This is a genomic window from Limosilactobacillus oris DSM 4864 (genome assembly GCF_001434465.1).
GTDB lineage: Bacteria > Bacillota > Bacilli > Lactobacillales > Lactobacillaceae > Limosilactobacillus > Limosilactobacillus oris.
Genome location: NZ_AZGE01000006.1, coordinates 41,893 through 60,407 on the forward strand (window position 1 = coordinate 41,893; position 18,515 = coordinate 60,407).

Consider the following 18,515-nt stretch of genomic DNA (forward strand, 5'->3'; position numbering starts at 1 on the left):
TAGCGTAATCTAGCAAGTAGCTAGGAGGTTGAGCTAATTTCCCGCCTCCCCGCTAGTTTTTGGAAAGCACAAATGGGTCCCTCCTGGAGTTCGGTTTTACCGAGCGCAGGAACTCATTTGTGCTTTTTATTAAAGTGGTGGAATTTACACGTCCCAGCCATTTCTACGGCTATTATCAAAAAAATCATTAAACAGTGACGATTATATCAATGTTGTTAAGGCTAATACAAAGTTATTTTTATTTGAGGATTTATAATTTTAAAGATATGATGATGGCTAGGAGGTGGTCAGATTGAACCTACAAGAGGTTATTGATAATAATTTGGCTAAAACTGCTAATGGAAAAGTAGCAGACTACATTCCTGCGCTCGGCCAAGTCGCGCCTAAGCAGCTTGGCGTTGCGCTTTACAATTTAGATCAAAACGAATTAGAACAGGCTGGTGACGCGAACGTTCGCTTTGCCATTGAAAGTATTTCGAAAGTAATTGTTTTTTTATACGCCGTAAAGCAGCTGGGGCTGGACGAGGTGACTAAACACGTAGGCGCCCGACAGACCGGCTTCCCATTTAATTCCATTTTAAATCTAGAAATTGAACGGGCCCAGCACCCGCTGAACCCGTTCGTTAACGCGGGCGCGATTGAGGTCACGTCGTTGATCAAGCCGCTTGCCGACCGGCAGCCGTTTGAACAGATTATCATGTTTGCCCGGGAAATCTGCCATGACCCGCAAATTACGCTCAATAATGAAATCTTTGAGTCTGAAGACCGAACCGGCGATACGGACCGTTCTTTGGCATACTACTTGAAAGCCAATGGGATAATGCAGGGTGACGTGACCGCGAGCCTGACGACCTACTTTAAGCAGTGCTCGATGATGGTCACTGCCGTGAGTCTGGCGAACCTTGGTGCGGTCCTGGCAAATAACGGGGTCAAGCCCTGGGACCAGGACCGGCTGATTTCCAGTCAGGCGGCGACCTACGCCAAGTCATTAATGATGACGACCGGCCTTTACAATGAGTCAGGGACTTATTCGTCTATTATCGGGGTGCCGACAAAGAGCGGGGTTGGCGGCGGCTTAATGTCTGCCGTGCCAAACCGGGTCGGGGTCGGGATCTTTAGCCCTCCCTTGGATCAGGCAGGCAATAGTGTGGCGGGCTTAGGCGCCTTAGGGGACCTGAGCACCGATTTGAAATTAGATATTTTCCGGTATTAAAATGCGTTCTCCCAAGCATTGCAGCAAACAGTTATATCAATATTAAAGGTCCTTGTGCGGTTCATCGCTACGGGGCCTTTTATAATACTTTCCTAAAAGTCTTTAGTTTTTGAAAAAATGTTCCCGGATTATGTGGACATTTTTTCATTTAATGTTAAACTATACACATAGCGAAAATGAAAGCGAATTCAAAAAAAGAGGAGATTTAAGAATGAAGTTAACACAAGCACAATTAGCCAAGTACATGGACCACACGATGCTCAAGCCGGAAGCAACGGCGGAAATGATTGACAAGACGGTTGAGGAAGCTCGGAAGTACAACACCGCTTCTGTCTGCATCAACCCCTACTGGGTCAAGCGGGTTCACGAAGGCCTAGAAGGAGCGGACGTTAACACTTGTACTGTGATTGGCTTCCCTCTCGGGGCAACGTCAACGGCCAGCAAGGTCTTCGAAACTAAGCAGGCGATTGCCGACGGGGCTGATGAAATTGACATGGTTATCAACATCGGCGAATTAAAGGGCGGCAATGACCAAGCGGTTGAAGACGACATCCGGGCCGTGGCCGAAGCAACCCACGCCGAAGGCAAACTGCTAAAGGTCATTATTGAAAACTGCCTGCTGACTGACGAAGAAAAGAAGCGGGCTTCTAAACTGACCGTCAAGGGCGGCGCGGACTTCGTTAAGACGTCCACCGGGTTCTCCACTTCTGGTGCCAAGGCCCAGGACGTTAAGCTGATGCGGGAAGCAGTTGGCCCAGACTTCAAGATCAAGGCCGCCGGTGGCATCCACAGCTTGGCTGAAGCCTACGACATGATTGAAGCGGGCGCTAACCGGCTTGGGGTTTCCGCCTCTGTGAAGATTTTGGAAGAAGCCGCTAAGCAAGATTAACTTTCGGCCATGTTGCATTTTTAGTTAACAAATTGGAGGGGTCAAGATGTCATATAAACGTGTATTTGTGATTGTAATGGACTCAGTTGGTACTGGTGCCGCTCATGACGCCGACAAGTTCGATGATGTTGGTTCAGATACCTTGGGCCACGTTGGTGAATACTACAAGGGTAAGCTGGCTTTGCCAAACCTGGGCAAGCTGGGAATCAGCAACCTGCGGGACACACCTATCGAGGGCGTTCCGGTCGCTGATCCGGCAATTGGTGACTACGGCAAGATGGAAGAAATCTCAGCTGGTAAGGATAGTATGGATGGCCACTGGGAAATGATGGGCCTGCCGGTTACCAAGCCACTGTCGACCTTCCCGAATGGTTTCCCACAGGAAATCGTCGACAAGTTGGAGAAGTTTTCCGGCCGGAAGGTCATCGTTAACAAGCCGTACTCCGGAACCGAAGTTATTCATGACTACGGTGAACGGCAGATGAAGACCGGCGAACTGATTCTCTACACTTCTGGGGACTCAGTAATGCAAATTGCCGCCCATGAAGACGTCATTCCAGTTGAAGAACTCTACAAGATCTGTGAATATGCCCGGACCCTGGTGAACGGCCCTGAATACACGGTAGGACGGATTATTGCCCGGCCATACGTGGGACCTGACAAGGACCACTTTACCCGGACCGCTAACCGCCATGACTTTAGCCTAAAGCCAATCGGTGAAACCGACATGGACCGTCTGCGGGCCGCTGGCTACGACGTTATTGGTGTGGGGAAGATCAACGACATCTTCTCCGGCCAAGGAATTGACAAGGGTTACCACAACGAAAGCAACATGGACGGGATGGACCACGTGGACGAAGTGATGAAGCGGGACTTCACCGGCTTCTGCTTCACCAACCTGGTGGACTTTGATGCCATGTACGGTCACCGGCGGAATCCAAAGGGTTTTGGTCAGGCACTGATGGACTTTGACAAGCGTCTGGGAACCGTCTTGAAGGAAATGAAGCCGGATGACCTGCTGATGATTACGGCCGACCACGGGAACGACCCTGGCTTCCGGGGCACTGACCACACCCGTGAAAATGTTCCATTGCTGGTTTACTCCCCATCAATGAACAAGAGCAACCAGTCACTCGGCCTGCGGAAGACTTTCTCCGACCTCGGGGCGACGATTTTGGAAAACTTTAATGTGGAAGCAAAGCGGGGGACGAGCTTCTACAAGGAAATCAGCAACGACTAATTAAAAAGGAGGACGCCAACGATGCGGATGGTGGACATAATTGACGCCAAACGAAACGGCCACGAGTTGACCGACGACCAGCTCCAGTTCTTCGTGGACGGAGTGGTTGACGGGTCAATCCCGGACTACCAGGTCAGTGCGCTGTTAATGGCAGTTTACTTTCAGGGGATGACGAGCGAAGAACAGACTAGTCTGACCATGAAAATGATGCACTCGGGAACCCACTTGGATTTAAGTGCCATCCCGGGAACCAAAGTTGATAAGCACTCGACTGGTGGGGTCGGTGATAAGGTGAGTCTACCACTCGCAGCGATGGTGGCGGCCACGGGGATCCCGGTACCGATGATTTCTGGCCGGGGACTTGGCCACACTGGTGGAACCCTGGATAAACTGGAGGCGATTCCCGGGTTCAAGGTCGAGATTAGCGAAGCCGATTTTATCCGGCAGGTGGCTGACGAGAAACTAGCCATCGTTGGTGCGACCGGGGAAGTGGCACCGGCGGACAAGAAGATTTACGCTCTCCGTGACGTGACTGACACGGTGGACTCAATTCCGCTGATTGCCAGCTCGATTATGAGCAAGAAGATTGCTTCGGGTACCGACGCCCTGGTGATTGACGTCAAAACGGGGGCCGGAGCCTTCATGAAGACCCTCGACCAGTCACGGGCCCTGGCACACGCCCTGGTTGGCATTGGCAAGCAGGCCGGTCTCCAGTGCATGGCGGTAATTTCAGACATGAACCAGCCCTTGGGGAACAAGGTCGGCAATTCCTTGGAAATCGAAGAGTCGCTTGACGTCTTGAAGGGCAAGGGCCCGGCTGACCTGACCGAGCTGGTACTGACCCTCGGCAGTTACATGGTGGTGATGGGTGGCAAGGCTGCTAACCCTGCGGAAGGCCGGCAGCTGCTGGAACAAACCATTGCCGACGGAACGGCTCTCGACCGTTTCCGGGCGATGGTGGTAGCCCAGGGCGGCGATCCCCGGGTGATTGATGACTATACGGTAATGCCACAGGCCCAGTACAAGATTCCGTACCGGGCAAAGCGGGCCGGAGTCCTTAGCCGGCTGGCGGCGGATGAAGTCGGGATGGCAAGTATGCTCCTCGGCGGCGGCCGCCAGCAGGCCGATGATCAGCTGGATTACAGCGTCGGAATCGAGCTCCACCACAAACTTGGCGACCAGGTCGAAGCGGGCGAACCGCTCCTGACGATTTACAGCAACCAGGAGGAGGTACCAGCCGTCGAAAAGCTCCTCGATGAGAGCATTGAAATCAGCGACCACTATGACCAGCCAGAATTGATTCACGAAATTATTGAATAATTTAAGGAGGAACACGAAATGAGTACACATATTGGCGCCCAAATGGGTGATTACGCAGACACTGTTTTACTTCCGGGTGACCCTCTCCGGGCAAAGTACATTGCGGAAAACTTCCTGGACAACGTTAAGCAGGTTAACTCCGTCCGGAACGCCTTTGGTTACACTGGTGAATACAAGGGCCACCGGGTTTCCGTCCAGGGCTCTGGGATGGGGATTCCGTCAATGTCCATCTACATCAACGAACTGGTTAAGTTCTTTGGTGTTAAGACGATTATCCGGGTCGGCTCCTGTGGGGGGATTGCACCGGACGTTCACCTGCGGGACGTCATCTTGGCCCAAGGTTCCTCAACGGACTCCGCGGTAACGGTGAACACCTTCGGCCCCGGCTTCCACTACGCACCATTGGCTGATTTTAAGCTGCTGGATACTGCTTACCACACGGCCGAAAAACTGGGAATCGACACCAAAGTGGGGGACATCTTTGCGGCGGATCGCTTCTACAATGATGAACTCGACATGCAGAAACTCCGTGACTATGGCATCCTGGGAACGGAAATGGAATCTGCCGGCCTGTACCTGCTTGCCGCTAAGCTGCACTTCCGGGCCCTATCCGTACTGACCGTCAGTGACCTGATCTTTGGCGAAGAAAAGACGACTGCGGAAGAGCGGGAGAAGACATTCAACGATATGATTAACATTTCACTGGAAACTGCGATTGCTGGGAAGTAATGGTATAATAGGCCGTAATTAATGACGGCCAGTCAGTGACGATAGTGGGGGCCTGTTTCAGAAAAGTTCTGTAACGGCCCCTTCTTTTGTTGAGGAGGAGCAATGATGGTTAATGATGATACAAAGAAGATAAGTCAGGCCCTCAAAGTGGCGACCCTGTACTACCGGGATGGCTACAACCAGCAGGATATTGCAACCGAACTGAATATTTCCCGGGCAACGGTTTCCCGCCTGCTGCAATTTGGTCGTGACCAGGGACTGGTGACCGTCAAAATCAATAACCCGTTGGCCCCCCTCCAACAGTTGGAGTCCGAGCTGTTAGCGAAGTACCCGACCCTGAAAAAAATAATTATCGTTCCGGGGAAAAAGGACCCGCTGGAAGAGGTGGGAGTTGCCGGTGCCCACTACCTGGAAGAAATCGTCCAGGATAACGACATCATTGGTCTCGGCTGGGGACGGACGGTCTACCAGGTGGCCTTGCACATCGCACCGAAGGACGTTTCGGGAGTGAAGGTTGTTCAGATGAAGGGGAGCATGGCAAACACTGAAACCCGGAATTACGCCTTTGAAACGGTCAATACCTTTGCTAGTGCCTTCAGTACGCCGCCCCAGTATCTACCGGTTCCGGTCATCTTTGACCATGCCCAGACGAAGGAACTGGTCGCCAACGATACCCACATTAAATATATTCTCAAGCTGGGGCGGGAGGCCGATATTGCCATGTTCACCGTCGGCACCGTTCGGGATTCGGCCCTGCTCTTCCGCTTGGGCTACTTCAAAGAGCATGAGCAGCAGGTCCTCCAAAAGGCGGCGGTCGGGGACGTCTTCTCCCGCTTCATCGACGGTCAGGGGCGGGTTGTCAACCAGGACATTAACCGCCGAACCATCGGCATCGACCTGCCAGAGTTAAAAAAGAAGAAGCACAGTATTTTGGTCGCCGCCAACGTTGCCAAAGTGCCGGCAATTAACGGTGTATTGACTGCTGGCTATGCCAATACCCTGGTGATTGACCAGGAAAGTGCGAACGATTTACTGACTTTTTCGCCGGAATCTTAACTTTTTCTTGATTTTGTTCCCAATTCCTAGTAGCATTGACCTAACCAAAATTAAGGAGTGTGTATGATCAATGTCAAATTGGGACACAAAGTTTGCCAAAAAGGGCTTAACTTTTGATGATGTTTTACTGATTCCAGCAGAAAGTCACGTTTTACCGAACGAGGTTAACCTGAGCACACAGCTGGCGAAGAATATTAAGTTAAATATTCCGCTGATTAGTGCTGGAATGGATACCGTTACGGAAGGGCCGATGGCAATTGCGATGGCTCTCCAGGGCGGTCTTGGCGTTGTTCATAAAAATATGTCGATCCAGGCCCAGGCAGGGGAAGTTGCTAACGTCAAGAGCGTGGTTGTTCCCGCTAACGCTACTAAGGCGGCTGTTGACGACCAAAACCGGCTGCTCTGTGCCGCAGCGGTGGGGGTTACCAGCGACACCTTCGAACGGGCAACCGCCTTGCTGGAGGCTGGTGCCGACGCGATTGTGATCGATACTGCCCATGGTCACTCTGCCGGGGTTTTGCGCAAGATCAAGGAAATCCGCGACCACTTCCCAGACGCAACCTTGATTGCTGGAAACGTAGCGACTGGTGAAGCCACTAAGGCGCTCTTCGATGCCGGGGTTGACGTGGTGAAGGTCGGGATTGGCCCTGGTTCAATTTGTACGACCCGGGTTGTCGCTGGGGTCGGTGTTCCCCAAATTACGGCCATTTACGATGCGGCTTCCGTTGCCCGTGAATACGGCAAGCCGATCATTGCCGACGGGGGAATCAAGTACTCTGGCGACGTCGTGAAGGCCCTGGCCGCCGGTGGAAACGCGGTAATGCTCGGGAGTATGCTTTCCGGGACGACCGAGGCGCCGGGTGAAGTCTTTGAAGAAAATGGCAAGCGGTACAAGTCCTACCGGGGAATGGGATCCGTTGGCGCCATGGCCCAGGCCCACGGTTCCTCTGACCGGTACTTCCAAGGTGGGGTCAATGAAGCCAACAAGCTGGTCCCAGAAGGAATTGAAGCCCGGGTTGAGTACAAGGGTGACGTTTCCGACATCGTCTTCCAAATCGACGGTGGCCTGCGCTCCGGGATGGGCTACGTTGGGGCTCCTGATATTCCAACCTTGATTGACAAGGCTCAGTTTGTCCAGATTACTAATGCCGGCCTACGGGAGTCACACCCGCATGATGTGCAGATTACCAAGGCTGCTCCTAACTACAAGTAGTGGTTAATCAAAGCGAGATTAAAAAGCTCCGAGAAATTTCGGGGCTTTTTTGTTTGCCGGGGAGAGAAACTGGTACAATCAGTAGTGAGATTGAATAATGGGGGATTATAAGCATGAATAACCAAGATGAGGAGCAATTTGAAAAACGCAGCGACTACCGCCAACGGGAGGACCGGCCCCACCGCCACTGGAAAATCTTCGGCTGGCTAGTCCTGATTGTAGCGGTAATTGCCGGGATCTACGCCTTTTTGGCCTGGCACAACGTCAAGGTAACGACTAATCAAATGTTTAATTCGTCTGGTGCGACCCGGCAACGGGATGCCCAGAAAGTGCTTGACCAGCGGCGCCCAGTGTCAATCTTATTGCTGGGAACTGATACGGGGGCGCTCGGGCGTTCCTACAAGGGTCGGACCGATACGGTAATGGTCATGACGATCAACCCGCAGAAACAACAAACAACGATTGTCAGCATTCCCCGGGACATGAAGGTCAACCTACCGGGCTACCCGGAGGATTCACCCGCCAAAATTAACGCGGCCTACACTTTCGGTGGTGTTAAGGAGACCATCAACGTGGTCCAAAAGCACTTCAACATTCCGATCGACTACTACGTCCTCGTTAACATGGGTGGCCTCAAGCAGGCGATTAACCAGGTCGGTGGGGTCACCGTTACCTCGCCACTGACCTTCGACTATGAGGGCAGCCACTTCGAAAAGGGTGAAACCTACCACCTGAACGGGGCCACGGCTTTGAAATTTAGCCGGATGCGCTACGACGATCCCCAGGGAGACTATGGCCGGCAGCAGCGTCAGAAGCTGATAATTGAGGCCTTATTGAAGAAGTCTGTTTCGTACAAGACGGTCCTGAACCAGGCCTTCCTCAAGTCGATTTCGCATAACTCCAAGACTGACCTGACTTTTGATGATATGCTCCAACTGGCCCGCCACTACCGGAAGGCGACGAAGAACATCAGCCAGGACCACGCCCAGGGTGAGGGCGAGAACAGCGATGGTCAGGCCTTTGAAGTCGTTCCCCAGGACGAACAGCAGCGGATTTCCAACCTGCTGCGGAAGAGCCTTGGACTGGAAACGGCTAACCTCGATGCTGAAAACTAGCCGGCCCGGCTTAAACTTTTCGTTAAGCTAGCGCGAATCCATCGTTATTAACCAAGGAGTTCGGTATAATAGATAATGAGATTAAGTGCGAAAATAAGGAGTGGCCATAAATGAAAATTCTAGTTGTTGATGATGATAAAGAAATTGTTCAACTGCTTGAGATTTATATCCGCAACGAGGGCTACGAGCCGCTATCCGCGTATGACGGCAAGGAAGCGTTGACTAAGCTCAACACGAACCCGGACATTAACCTGGTAATTTTGGATTTGATGATGCCGGAAATGGACGGAATGGAAGTCATTAAGCAGGTGCGGAAGGATTCAGACATTCCAATCTTAGTTTTATCAGCCAAGACGGCGGATATGGACAAAATCCAGGGGCTGATTTCCGGGGCGGACGACTACGTTACCAAGCCGTTCAACCCGCTAGAAGTGATGGCCCGGGTCAAGTCCCTGCTGCGGCGGACCCAGGGGGAAGTGACCAACGACCAGCCAGATGTCCTGAACGTCGGTCCGTTGATTATCAACAAGGACTCCCACGAGGTTAAGACAATCAAGGGGGATGTCATTCAGCTGACGGCCCTGGAATTCGGGATCCTGTACCTGCTAGCGAGCCACCCGAACCGGGTCTTTTCGGCCGATGATATTTTCGAACGGGTCTGGCAGCAGGAGAGTGTTGTTTCGGCCAAGACGGTCATGGTCCACGTCAGTCACCTGCGGGATAAGATTGAAGAAGCTACTAACGGTGAGAAGGTTATTCAAACCGTTTGGGGCGTTGGGTATAAGGTTGAAAGCCATTAATTGCGGTTGCCGGAGGAAAAAGAGTGAAGTTAACTGGACGTGAAAAAAGTTCGTTGATTTTGGAGGGGGTCGTTACCGTCGTCCTCCTGGTCTTGCTTAACATGGCGATCATCATGATTATCCAGGACGTGATTCAGGGCAACCCTGGCGTCACGAACGGGATTTTTATGATTAAGCAGTCGTTGCGGCTGGGCCCGTTTCAGACCCAAATCTGGAGTTACCAGCGGATTATCATCGCCCTTTTTGTGGTGATTGATGCCTGGGTTGTCTGGTGGCGACTGCGCCGGCGTTACCACCTCTACCAGATGAACCATATCATTGGCGAACTGCACTACATTGCTCAAGGGCACCTCGACCACCGGATTCCGTTCCGGCTCAAGGGGAGCGAGCAGCACGTTATCAGCAGTGTCAATGCCTTGGTAGATAGCGCGGTCAAGTCAATGGATGACGAACGCAAGATCGAGAAGTCAAAGGATGAGCTGATTACCAACGTCAGTCACGACCTGCGGACCCCGCTGACCAGTATCATTGGCTACCTGGGGCTGATTGAGGACAAGCAGTACCAGAGTGAAGAGGATATCCTCAAGTACACCCACACGGCTTACGAGAAGGCCAAGCAAATGAAAAACCTCGTGGAGGACCTCTTTGAATACACCAAAGTCCAGCAGCACGGCGCCCCGGTCAATATCATGCGGATTGACCTTAACCAGCTGTTAGAGCAGCTAACCGCGAGCTTCGAACTGGAAGGCCAGCACCGGGGGATTGAAATCTCCTCCAAGGTGGTGCCAAACCCGTTGATGATTGAGGCTGACCCAGAAAAGCTCGGCCGGGTCTTCAACAACCTGGTTGCAAACGCCTTTAAGTACGGCAACGGTGCGAGCTATATCAGGGTGGATGCCCGCCAACGGGCTGACCAGGTGGAGGTAACGGTTGCCAACGACGGGACCCCCATTCCTGCCCAGTCCCTTGACCACCTTTTCGAACGCTTTTACCGGGCGGAAGCCTCCCGCTCTCGGGCAACCGGGGGGACGGGACTAGGATTGGCAATCGTCAAGAGTATCGTTGATCTTCACCACGGGACGGTGACGGTGACCTCGGATGAAAACGAAACGGCCTTCGTGGTCACTTTGCCGTTAAAACAGGCTGAAAAATAAGGAAGAGCAGAAAATTTCCCGGGAAATTTTCTGCTCTTTATATACTCAAGCAATTTATTGTATGTTAGACTAAAGAGGCATTGTGTCGTCTTAATTATTAATAAGTTGACAAACATTGGAGGAAATTCTGTGGCAAAAGCACAAATAAATCCAGGTAGAGCACGCTGGCTCGAAGTCCTCGGGGTTTCGATGCCGCTTTGCTTGAGCTATATTCCGATTGGGTTAGCTTGTGGGATTTTATTGCACGCGGCGGGCTTCAATTTTATTATGATCCTGATCGTGTCGATCGTTGTTTTTTCAGGCGGTGCCCAGTTTATTCTGGCGTCCCTGTTGACCATTAACGCGCCCCTATCTTCAATTTTCTTAACGCTCTTTTTCTTAGAGCTGCGGTATGCGTTGCTGGGTTCGAGTCTATCCAAGTATATTAAAAGTGAGTCGCAGCACTTTATCTGGCTGTTCGCCGTTTCAATGAACGATGAAAACTACGCGATCAACTACTTGAAGTTTGCGACGGACAAAAAATGGACCCCGAAAGATGCCTTGATGGTCGAACACTACTCACTGATTTCGTGGTCGGTCGCCAACATGGTCGGGGGACTGATCGGTAGTGCCATTTCAATCAACCTGGAAGTGGTTGACTTTGCGCTGACGGCCCTGTTCTTATACATGATCGTTATGCAGGTTCAAAGCCACCTGACCCTGCTGATCAGCATCCTGTCAGCGGTTTTGGCAGTCGTCTTTATGGTGCTGACCAAGAGTATCATTGGGGTCATTATTGCCACCCTGATTGCCTCCTTTGTCGGTTTCCTGATTGAAAACACTGTCCGGCGGCGCAGCAAGCACCCGGAAAGCAACTGGTTCTTGACGAAACTATTCCGGCCGAAGATTACCCGGACCACGGTGGAAGACCAGCAGGAACGCCGGCAGTTAGCCGAGGTTAAGAAGCAGCTTGAGGCTCAAGAGCAGTCACAGGATAAGTAGTGGGGACAGAGGATGGAACAGCTATTTAGTAATCTGCCGGCATTAATTGCACACGCCGGTCAAAACAAAATTTTATATCACCTGGTAGTTATCATTTTCGCTGCCTTTGCGGCTTTCATTCCCCGCTATTTCCCGGTACTCTTTTTCTCAACCCGGCATATCCCGGAGTGGTTCAACGAGTGGATGAAGTACGTGCCCGTCAGCCTGTTCACGGCCCTGGTCGTGAAGAATATCTTCATTACCACAGCGGGCTACCGTTTCGTGCCGTTTGGTCATGTTGAACAAATTTTGGCTGCGGTGATCGTAATGATTGTTGCCTACTTTACCCGGTCGATGTCGATGTCCGTCATTGCCGGCTTGGTCGGTGTCTGGCTGTTGAGCCTGGTGGTATAGCCAGAATTGCGGGGAAAAGGGAGTTGACTTTTTCTCCCGGAGTGATTATTATCAATACTAACAAATTTACCTTTAAACTAGTCCCGTGAGGCTAAGAAGGATTTAATTGTGCGTTACCAAAAACGGCCTTCTTAGTCCACTGCTAAGATGGCCTTTATTTTTGCCAGAATTTCTCCAGCCATCTGCAGTGGATTGAGGTGCCGGGAGCGGAAACCATCAATGTGATCAAAGGTATTTTGTTGAATACGAAAACCATTTAATTGACTCCTGTGAGAGCAAAACGGTACGGTGTTTGGCATTAGAGAAAGACTAGAGCACAGCGATCGCTTAATCAGGATGATTAGGTGGCTCGCTGTTTTTTTGTTGTCGAGCGAAAGGAGCACGTTTAGATGGAAACTGCACAACGGTTAGCGGTCGACCTTCCCGGGTTGGCGCTTAAAAACCCAATTATTCCCGCCAGCGGAACCTGCGGCTATGGGCAGCAGGTGGCGAAAAACTATGATCTCAACCTACTTGGTTCGTTGGTCTTAAAATCAACCACCCTTCACGCCCGGGCAGGGAATCCCCAGCCCCGGGTCTGTGAAACCAGTGCCGGCTGGCTCAATGCTAACGGCCTGCAAAACGTTGGTGTTGGTGCGGTCGTGCGGGAAAAGCTCCCCTGGCTCCACCGCTACTATCCCGACCTACCGGTAATTGCGAGTGCGGCTGGCTTCTCCACGGCGGAGTACGAAACGGTCGTTGAACAACTGGCTGCGGCACCAACGGTCAGCGCCATCGAGCTGAACGTTTCCTGCCCAAACGTCAAACATGGTGGCCTGGCGATGGGGACCGACCCAGCGGTATTAGAGGACTTGACCCGGAAGGTGGTTCGGCGTGCTAAGGGCAAGCCGATTTACGTTAAATTGACGCCCAACGTGACCGATATCGTTCCCCTGGCGCAGGCGGCCGAACGGGGAGGGGCTAATGGTCTGACGATGGTTAACACGCTGACCGGTTTGAGCATCAACCTGCGGACCCGGCGTCCAGTCCTGGCGAACGTCACGGGTGGGCTGTCCGGCCCGGCATTGAAACCCATGGCTCTACGGATGATCCACCAGGTGCGGTCAGTTTCCAGCCTGCCGATCATCGGGGTCGGTGGGATCGAAAGCGCTGAGGACGTGTTGGAATTCATGATGGCGGGTGCAAACGCCGTTGAAGTCGGTGCTGCCAGCTTTCACGATCCCCTGGCCTGCCCACGAATCGCGGCAGACCTCCCTCTGGTGATGGACCGGTACGGAATTAATAAGCTGACTGATTTATGGGAGGTAAGATTTTGAAGCGTTATTCTCCAATGGTTGCTATTGACGTCGCGACGAAGGATGAGGCCATCAGCCTGTTTGACCAGTTGACGGTCGAACCCCGGCCGATTTTAAAGCTCGGGATGGAACTTTATTATCATTTTGGGCCAGAAATTGTCAGGGCGGCCCAGCAACGGGGCTTCAAAATTTTCCTCGACTTGAAGCTCCATGATATTCCCAACACTGTGAAGCGGGCAATGTTCGTGCTTGGTCAGCTGGGGGTCGACTTTACAACGATTCATGCGGCTGGGGGCAGCGAGATGGTGGCTGCCGGTGCGGCAGGTCTCCGAGCGGGTGCTGCGGCGGCGGGGCTGCCAGCGCCGCGGCTACTAGCGATTACCCAGCTGACCTCGATTGACGAAGCAGCCCTCCATAATGAGCAGCACGTTGACCTTTCACTCGTTGAATCCGTGCAAAATTACGCCCGGCTGGCGGAGGCTGCCGGTGCGGACGGGGTAGTTTGCTCCGCCCAGGAAGTCCAGGCTATCCGGCAGGTGACGGGGCCGGACTTCCTCTGTGTCACTCCCGGTATCCGTCCGCAGAATGCGGCTAAGGGTGACCAGAAGCGGGTGGTTACCCCCCGCCAGGCCCGACAACTCGGCAGCAATGCAATTGTCGTTGGCCGACCAATCACACAAAGCGGGAATCCAGTCAAAGCCTACGAACAGATTGAATATGACTTTTTAGAAGCGGAGGACTAACCATGACCTATTCAGAAACAGTTGCTAAGGACCTGCTAGAAATTCATGCGGTGACGCTCAGCCCAGACCAGCCTTACACCTGGGCCAGCGGCTTGCATTCGCCGATTTATACCGACAACCGGCTGACCATCTCCTACCCCAAGGTCCAGCGGGCGATTTATCAAGGAATGACGGCCTTGATCAAGGACCACTTTACGGATGTTGACGTCGTAGCAGGGACGGCAACAGCCGGGATTCCCCATGCTGCCTGGGTAGCGGAAGAACTGGGCAAGCCCTTGATTTATGTCCGTTCTAAGCCCAAGGACCACGGCCGGGGAAAGCAAATTGAGGGCGTGCTGACGGCTGGGCAACGGGTCGTTGTAATCGATGACTTGATTTCGACTGGTGGCAGTGTCCTCAACGCGGTCCGGGCAGTCCAGCAGGCCGGCGGTGAGGTCGTCGGTGTGATTGCCGTCTTTAGTTATCAATTACCGGCGGCAGATCAGAACTTCGCAGCGGCGGGCCTGAATTACTATGCCGTTACTAATTACCCGACCTTGATTAACGTGGCTAAGGAAGACGGGTTAATCAGTGCCGCTCACCTGAGCTCACTGCAAGACTGGCGCCAAGACCCGGCAGCCTGGAGCGCCCAGCACGCCAATTAGAAGTAGCCCCCTAGGGAATAATGGCTGCATATCGAAAGACAACCCCCGAAAATCAGCTTGCCAGCCGATTCTCGGGGGTTGTTCTTATCCCCCCTATATCACGCCCATAAAAAATCCTGGTTGACTTTTACCCCACCAACGATTAAAGTATCATTAAAATAAAATTAGAAAACGACAAGGCGAATAGTGGAAAGGAAGGGACCGTGGATGACACGAAAAGTTGGTGTGATTGGTCAGGGCCACGTTGGTGAGACCCTGGCGAATAATTTATTAGTAACGGGGACGGTGGATGAACTGGTCCTAGTCGATACCGACCAGAAAAAGCTCAACGCCAACGCGACGGACTTCGAGGACGCGGCGGCGAACCTGCCGACTCATACCCGGATCAGAAAGAATGATTATGCCGCGCTGGCGGACGCCGATGTGGTAGTAATCGCTGTGGGAAATATCGGCATTCAAAATGACGATGCTAAACACGATCGCTTCATGGAACTGAAAGTGACGAGCCGGGCAGCCAAGGAGGTCGGGACGAAGCTCAAAGAGGTGGGCTTTAAGGGAGTGTTAGTTTCAATTAGCAACCCCTGTGACGTTATTGCAGCCCTGTTTCAAAAGTATACCGGCTTGCCGAAAAAGCGTGTGATTGGGACAGGGACCCTGCTTGATACGGCCCGCTTAAAGAAGGTTGTGGGTCAGGCCCTGGATGTTGATCCGCGGTCCGTATCTGGTTACGCGTTAGGTGAGCACGGTAATTCCCAGTTTGCGGCCTGGTCGCAAGTTCGGGTTCTGGGGCAGCAGATCACGGACTTAGCCGCGGTGAGTGACCAGCTGGACCTTGATGGCCTGGCGGAAGCAACGAAGGCGGGGGGCTACACGGTCTTCCATGGAAAGTTCTACACGAACTTTGGCATTGCCGCGGCGGCACTCCGCCTTGTCACCGCCATCCTTAACGACGCTAACATTGAACTGCCAGTCTCGAACTTCCGTGAAGAATACGGAACGTACTGCGGTTATCCGGCGGTAATCGGCCAGCAGGGGGTGGTGAAGCCCTTGCAGCTGAACCTGACCGCCGAGGAAGAACGGCAACTGGCTGCGTCGGCTAACTACATCAAGGACCGTTTCGATGAGGTCGCCCAGCAGCTGGAAGCGGAATAAGAAGCTGCACAACGGCCGTAAATTAGCGCAGCGGAGAACGGTAATTTAGCGGCTGTTTGGTAGTTAACCGGTAAGTAAAAGCCCTCGCAAATACGGCAGAGCCGCTTGCGAAGGCTTTTTCAGTTGGCGTTACTTTTCATACATGTATTCCCGGGTCATCGGCAGGTTCTTTCCTGACGCACCCTTGGTGATCAGGTACTGGATAACGTCGATGTTTCCGGACTCAAACGAGGCGGCGCAGGCCTGCAGGTAGAGGTCCCACATCCGGGTGAAGCGTTCGCCCATCATGTCCTGGATTTGGTTCCGGTTAGCGTTGAAGTTAGCGTCCCAGATTTCCAGCGTCCGTTGGTAGTGCCGCCGGAGCATTTCCATGTCGGCAATCTGCATGTGGTTTTCTTCGATGTGGCCGATCATTTCTTCCAGGCCAGGAACGTAGCCGCCTGGGAAGATGTACTTGTTGATCCAGCCGTTGTAGGCTCCACCTTGCTGACGGGTGATTCCGTGGATCAATGCCACCCCGTTATTCTTCAGGTAGCGGTTAACATCCTTGAAGTAGAGACCCAGATTTTCCTTGCCGACGTGTTCGAACATTCCGACGGAGGTAATGTAATCCCAGGTTTGGTCACCGAGTTCCCGGTAGTCGATTAATTTGACTTCGGCAACGTCTTCCAGTCCTTCATCCTTGATCCGTTGCTGAACCAGGCGGTACTGTTCTTCACTCAGGGTCACCCCGGTAACCTTCAGCCCGTATTCCTTGGCCGCGGTCAGCATCAGGGTTCCCCAGCCACAGCCGATATCAAGGAGGGTCTTCCCTGGTTGGGGATCGAGTTTCTTGAGGATGTGGTGAACTTTATCTTCCTGGGCCTTGGTGAGGTCATCCCAATTGCCATCCGTGAAGTAGGCACAGGAGTAAGTCATGGTGTCATCCAGCCACAGCTTGTAGAAGTCGTTACCAACATCGTAGTGACTCTGCACGTCGGACTCGCTTTCCTTTTCGGAGTGGCCCTGCTTTGGCAAGAACTTGCGGAACTTTGAACTCCGCATGAAGCTGTTGGCACTCTCGTAGGCGGAGGCAATCAGCTTTTGGATGCTGCCCTCAATTTCGATGTTCCCGTCCATGTAGGCTTCCCCTAGGGCGATTGAGGCGTTCTTGGTAACGTCGCGAATCGGAATTTTCTCCTTAAAGGTGATGGTTACTTCCGGCTCGCCGTTGCCATAAACAGCACTTTTACCATCCCAGTACACAACCTTAACGGGAAAGGTAAAGGAACGGCTAAGCAGTGACTTGTAGAACGTCTTTTCTAACATTGCAACGTTTCCTTCTTTCTTTTCTAACGTAATGTGATTATTATAACACCCTATACATTATTTATCGGAAAAGAAGAACAAGTCTGGCAAAATAATGGGAATATTTTATACTATTATTAAATAGCAATTAAAAAAGGGATGATGATATGACGGATGCTTGGCATCGCTTTATAGAAAACGTTGAGGTGCGCCGCTTTGCTGTCCTAGCGGTAGTTATTTTTGCCCTTTGGATGATGCGGTCGATGATGAACATGATCCTGTTCACCTTCATCTTGACCTACATCGTGGTTAACTGGGTCCACCTGGTCCGGCGCTGGTTGCCCAAACTATCGCCCGCGGTGGTGGTGATTATCACCTATACGCTGCTGGTTCTCCTGCTGTACTTTGGAATCACCCAGTACCTGCCCGTGCTGGTTCGGCAAATCATTAAGATGGTCAACTCGGTCCTGAAGTTCTACAGTACCAACGATGCGACGGTACTTTATCATTACGTTAATCAGTACGTTAGCACCGGGACGATTATGACTCAGCTCCGGCATGGCTTGACAATCGCGGTCAGCACCATCACCAGCGTGGGTGTGGTGGCCTTCACCTTCCTCCTCTCGCTGATTTTGAGCTTCTTCTACACCCTGGAACTACCCCAAATGGAGAGCTTCTCACGGCTTTTTCTCGACAGCAAGTTTGACTGGTTCTTTCAGGATATTGCCTACTTTGGCAAGAAGTTTACCAATACCTTTGGGGTTGTCTTGGAAGCCCAATTTTTCATTGCCATCTGCAACACGGTGATTACGACGATCTGCCTCTTCTTTGTGAAGATGCCGCAGATTTTCGCCCTCGCCCTGGTGGTCTTCGTCTTTAGCCTAGTCCCGGTCGCCGGGGTGATTATCTCGACGATTCCGCTGAGCATCGTGGCTTACTCGGTCGGTGGGATTCGGGACGTGATTTACATCATCATTATGATTATTGTTATTCACGCCTTTGAAGCCTATGTCTTAAATCCGAAGTTTATGTCCAGCCAGACGGATTTGCCGATTTTTTACACCTTCATTGTCCTTTTGATTGGAGAACACTTCTGGGGAACCTGGGGGCTGATTGTCGGGGTGCCGATTTTTACCTTCCTCTTGGATATCCTTGGTGTCAAATCAATTCACAAAGCGAAGAGAAAACGCTCACAGACTAGTGGGCAGTAATCATTACAACTTGTGCAAGTAATAACATGGTCGAACTAGGGGAAACTTTTTTGCCGGTTTGACCATGTTTTTTGTATGTG

18 protein-coding genes are annotated in these 18,515 nt (G+C 52.2%); 17 read left to right on the top strand and 1 reads right to left on the bottom strand.

All coding sequences use genetic code 11. The annotated features are described in order from the left end of the window. The first annotated feature begins 292 nt into the window (after positions 1-292). The 16 genes from glsA (at position 293) to FC49_RS04145 (ending at position 15,937) form a co-directional block, all read left to right on the top strand. Positions 293-1,213: a glutaminase A gene (glsA, locus tag FC49_RS04070; RefSeq protein WP_056984358.1), complete on the top strand. Its 921-nt coding sequence runs from the start codon at positions 293-295 to the stop codon at positions 1,211-1,213. A gap of 211 nt (positions 1,214-1,424) precedes the next feature. Further along, positions 1,425-2,102 (top strand): deoxyribose-phosphate aldolase, encoded by a 678-nt coding sequence (deoC, locus tag FC49_RS04075; protein ID WP_056984359.1) that lies wholly within the window; start codon positions 1,425-1,427, stop codon positions 2,100-2,102. Between the two features lie 46 nt (positions 2,103-2,148). Beyond that, the gene (locus FC49_RS04080; protein ID WP_056984360.1) at positions 2,149-3,342 is read left to right on the top strand and encodes a phosphopentomutase; all 1,194 of its coding nucleotides are present in this window, start codon (positions 2,149-2,151) and stop codon (positions 3,340-3,342) included. A 21-nt stretch (positions 3,343-3,363) separates the two neighbouring features. After that, a complete protein-coding gene (locus FC49_RS04085; protein WP_056984361.1) occupies positions 3,364-4,662 on the top strand; it encodes a pyrimidine-nucleoside phosphorylase in 1,299 nt (432 codons plus the stop codon). Positions 4,663-4,680: 18 nt separating this feature from the next. Continuing rightward, complete coding sequence (gene deoD / locus FC49_RS04090; protein WP_003714944.1) at positions 4,681-5,391, top strand: purine-nucleoside phosphorylase; 711 nt, start codon at positions 4,681-4,683, stop codon at positions 5,389-5,391. 105 nt (positions 5,392-5,496) lie between these two features. Next, positions 5,497-6,447, top strand: a complete 951-nt coding sequence (locus tag FC49_RS04095; RefSeq protein ID WP_056984362.1) for a sugar-binding transcriptional regulator — start codon at positions 5,497-5,499, stop codon at positions 6,445-6,447. A 70-nt stretch (positions 6,448-6,517) separates the two neighbouring features. After that, entirely contained in the window at positions 6,518-7,660 is a 1,143-nt protein-coding gene (gene guaB, locus FC49_RS04100) for an IMP dehydrogenase (RefSeq protein WP_003714953.1), read from the top strand. A gap of 113 nt (positions 7,661-7,773) precedes the next feature. After that, entirely contained in the window at positions 7,774-8,775 is a 1,002-nt protein-coding gene (locus FC49_RS04105) for an LCP family glycopolymer transferase (protein WP_056984363.1), read from the top strand. A gap of 110 nt (positions 8,776-8,885) precedes the next feature. Then, a complete protein-coding gene (croR, locus tag FC49_RS04110) occupies positions 8,886-9,575 on the top strand; it encodes a response regulator transcription factor CroR (protein ID WP_003711679.1) in 690 nt (229 codons plus the stop codon). Between the two features lie 23 nt (positions 9,576-9,598). Next, positions 9,599-10,729: a sensor histidine kinase gene (locus tag FC49_RS04115; RefSeq protein WP_056984364.1), complete on the top strand. Its 1,131-nt coding sequence runs from the start codon at positions 9,599-9,601 to the stop codon at positions 10,727-10,729. Between the two features lie 129 nt (positions 10,730-10,858). Then, the gene (locus tag FC49_RS04120) at positions 10,859-11,710 is read left to right on the top strand and encodes an AzlC family ABC transporter permease (RefSeq protein WP_003715033.1); all 852 of its coding nucleotides are present in this window, start codon (positions 10,859-10,861) and stop codon (positions 11,708-11,710) included. Positions 11,711-11,722: 12 nt separating this feature from the next. Then, positions 11,723-12,103 carry an AzlD domain-containing protein gene (locus FC49_RS04125; protein WP_003715014.1) on the top strand — a complete coding sequence of 127 codons (381 nt, stop codon included), beginning with the start codon at positions 11,723-11,725 and terminating at the stop codon, positions 12,101-12,103. A gap of 389 nt (positions 12,104-12,492) precedes the next feature. Further along, positions 12,493-13,419 carry a dihydroorotate dehydrogenase gene (locus FC49_RS04130; protein WP_056984365.1) on the top strand — a complete coding sequence of 309 codons (927 nt, stop codon included), beginning with the start codon at positions 12,493-12,495 and terminating at the stop codon, positions 13,417-13,419. Beyond that, positions 13,401-14,141, top strand: a complete 741-nt coding sequence (gene pyrF, locus FC49_RS04135; RefSeq protein ID WP_191980128.1) for an orotidine-5'-phosphate decarboxylase — start codon at positions 13,401-13,403, stop codon at positions 14,139-14,141. Before FC49_RS04130 ends, pyrF begins: the two co-directional genes overlap by 19 nt. 2 nt (positions 14,142-14,143) lie before the next feature. Then, positions 14,144-14,785 carry an orotate phosphoribosyltransferase gene (gene pyrE / locus FC49_RS04140; RefSeq protein ID WP_056984367.1) on the top strand — a complete coding sequence of 214 codons (642 nt, stop codon included), beginning with the start codon at positions 14,144-14,146 and terminating at the stop codon, positions 14,783-14,785. A 207-nt stretch (positions 14,786-14,992) separates the two neighbouring features. After that, positions 14,993-15,937, top strand: coding sequence for an L-lactate dehydrogenase (locus tag FC49_RS04145; protein WP_056984368.1), 945 nt, complete (start codon positions 14,993-14,995; stop codon positions 15,935-15,937). 129 nt (positions 15,938-16,066) lie between these two features. Here FC49_RS04145 and FC49_RS04150 read toward each other — a convergent pair whose 3' ends face one another. Further along, positions 16,067-17,245: an SAM-dependent methyltransferase gene (locus FC49_RS04150; protein WP_056984369.1), complete on the bottom strand. Its 1,179-nt coding sequence runs from the start codon at positions 17,243-17,245 to the stop codon at positions 16,067-16,069. 146 nt (positions 17,246-17,391) lie between these two features. Here FC49_RS04150 and FC49_RS04155 point away from each other — a divergent pair, with 146 nt between their 5' ends. Then, positions 17,392-18,435: an AI-2E family transporter gene (locus tag FC49_RS04155; protein WP_056984370.1), complete on the top strand. Its 1,044-nt coding sequence runs from the start codon at positions 17,392-17,394 to the stop codon at positions 18,433-18,435. Positions 18,436-18,515 lie beyond the last annotated feature (80 nt).

What these genes read in the sequence shown, in the direction of transcription:
- pyrE (WP_056984367.1), top strand. Translation starts at nt 14,144, where the DNA reads ATGACCTATTCAGAAACAGTTGCTAAGGACCTGCTAGAAATTCATGCG.
- FC49_RS04155 (WP_056984370.1), top strand. Translation starts at nt 17,392, where the DNA reads ATGACGGATGCTTGGCATCGCTTTATAGAAAACGTTGAGGTGCGCCGC.
- FC49_RS04105 (WP_056984363.1), top strand. Translation starts at nt 7,774, where the DNA reads ATGAATAACCAAGATGAGGAGCAATTTGAAAAACGCAGCGACTACCGC.
- deoD (WP_003714944.1), top strand. Translation starts at nt 4,681, where the DNA reads ATGAGTACACATATTGGCGCCCAAATGGGTGATTACGCAGACACTGTT.
- deoC (WP_056984359.1), top strand. Translation starts at nt 1,425, where the DNA reads ATGAAGTTAACACAAGCACAATTAGCCAAGTACATGGACCACACGATG.
- pyrF (WP_191980128.1), top strand. Translation starts at nt 13,401, where the DNA reads ATGGGAGGTAAGATTTTGAAGCGTTATTCTCCAATGGTTGCTATTGAC.
- FC49_RS04080 (WP_056984360.1), top strand. Translation starts at nt 2,149, where the DNA reads ATGTCATATAAACGTGTATTTGTGATTGTAATGGACTCAGTTGGTACT.
- guaB (WP_003714953.1), top strand. Translation starts at nt 6,518, where the DNA reads ATGTCAAATTGGGACACAAAGTTTGCCAAAAAGGGCTTAACTTTTGAT.
- FC49_RS04125 (WP_003715014.1), top strand. Translation starts at nt 11,723, where the DNA reads ATGGAACAGCTATTTAGTAATCTGCCGGCATTAATTGCACACGCCGGT.
- FC49_RS04130 (WP_056984365.1), top strand. Translation starts at nt 12,493, where the DNA reads ATGGAAACTGCACAACGGTTAGCGGTCGACCTTCCCGGGTTGGCGCTT.
- croR (WP_003711679.1), top strand. Translation starts at nt 8,886, where the DNA reads ATGAAAATTCTAGTTGTTGATGATGATAAAGAAATTGTTCAACTGCTT.
- FC49_RS04150 (WP_056984369.1), bottom strand. Translation starts at nt 17,245, where the DNA reads ATGTTAGAAAAGACGTTCTACAAGTCACTGCTTAGCCGTTCCTTTACC.
- FC49_RS04145 (WP_056984368.1), top strand. Translation starts at nt 14,993, where the DNA reads ATGACACGAAAAGTTGGTGTGATTGGTCAGGGCCACGTTGGTGAGACC.
- FC49_RS04095 (WP_056984362.1), top strand. Translation starts at nt 5,497, where the DNA reads ATGGTTAATGATGATACAAAGAAGATAAGTCAGGCCCTCAAAGTGGCG.
- FC49_RS04085 (WP_056984361.1), top strand. Translation starts at nt 3,364, where the DNA reads ATGCGGATGGTGGACATAATTGACGCCAAACGAAACGGCCACGAGTTG.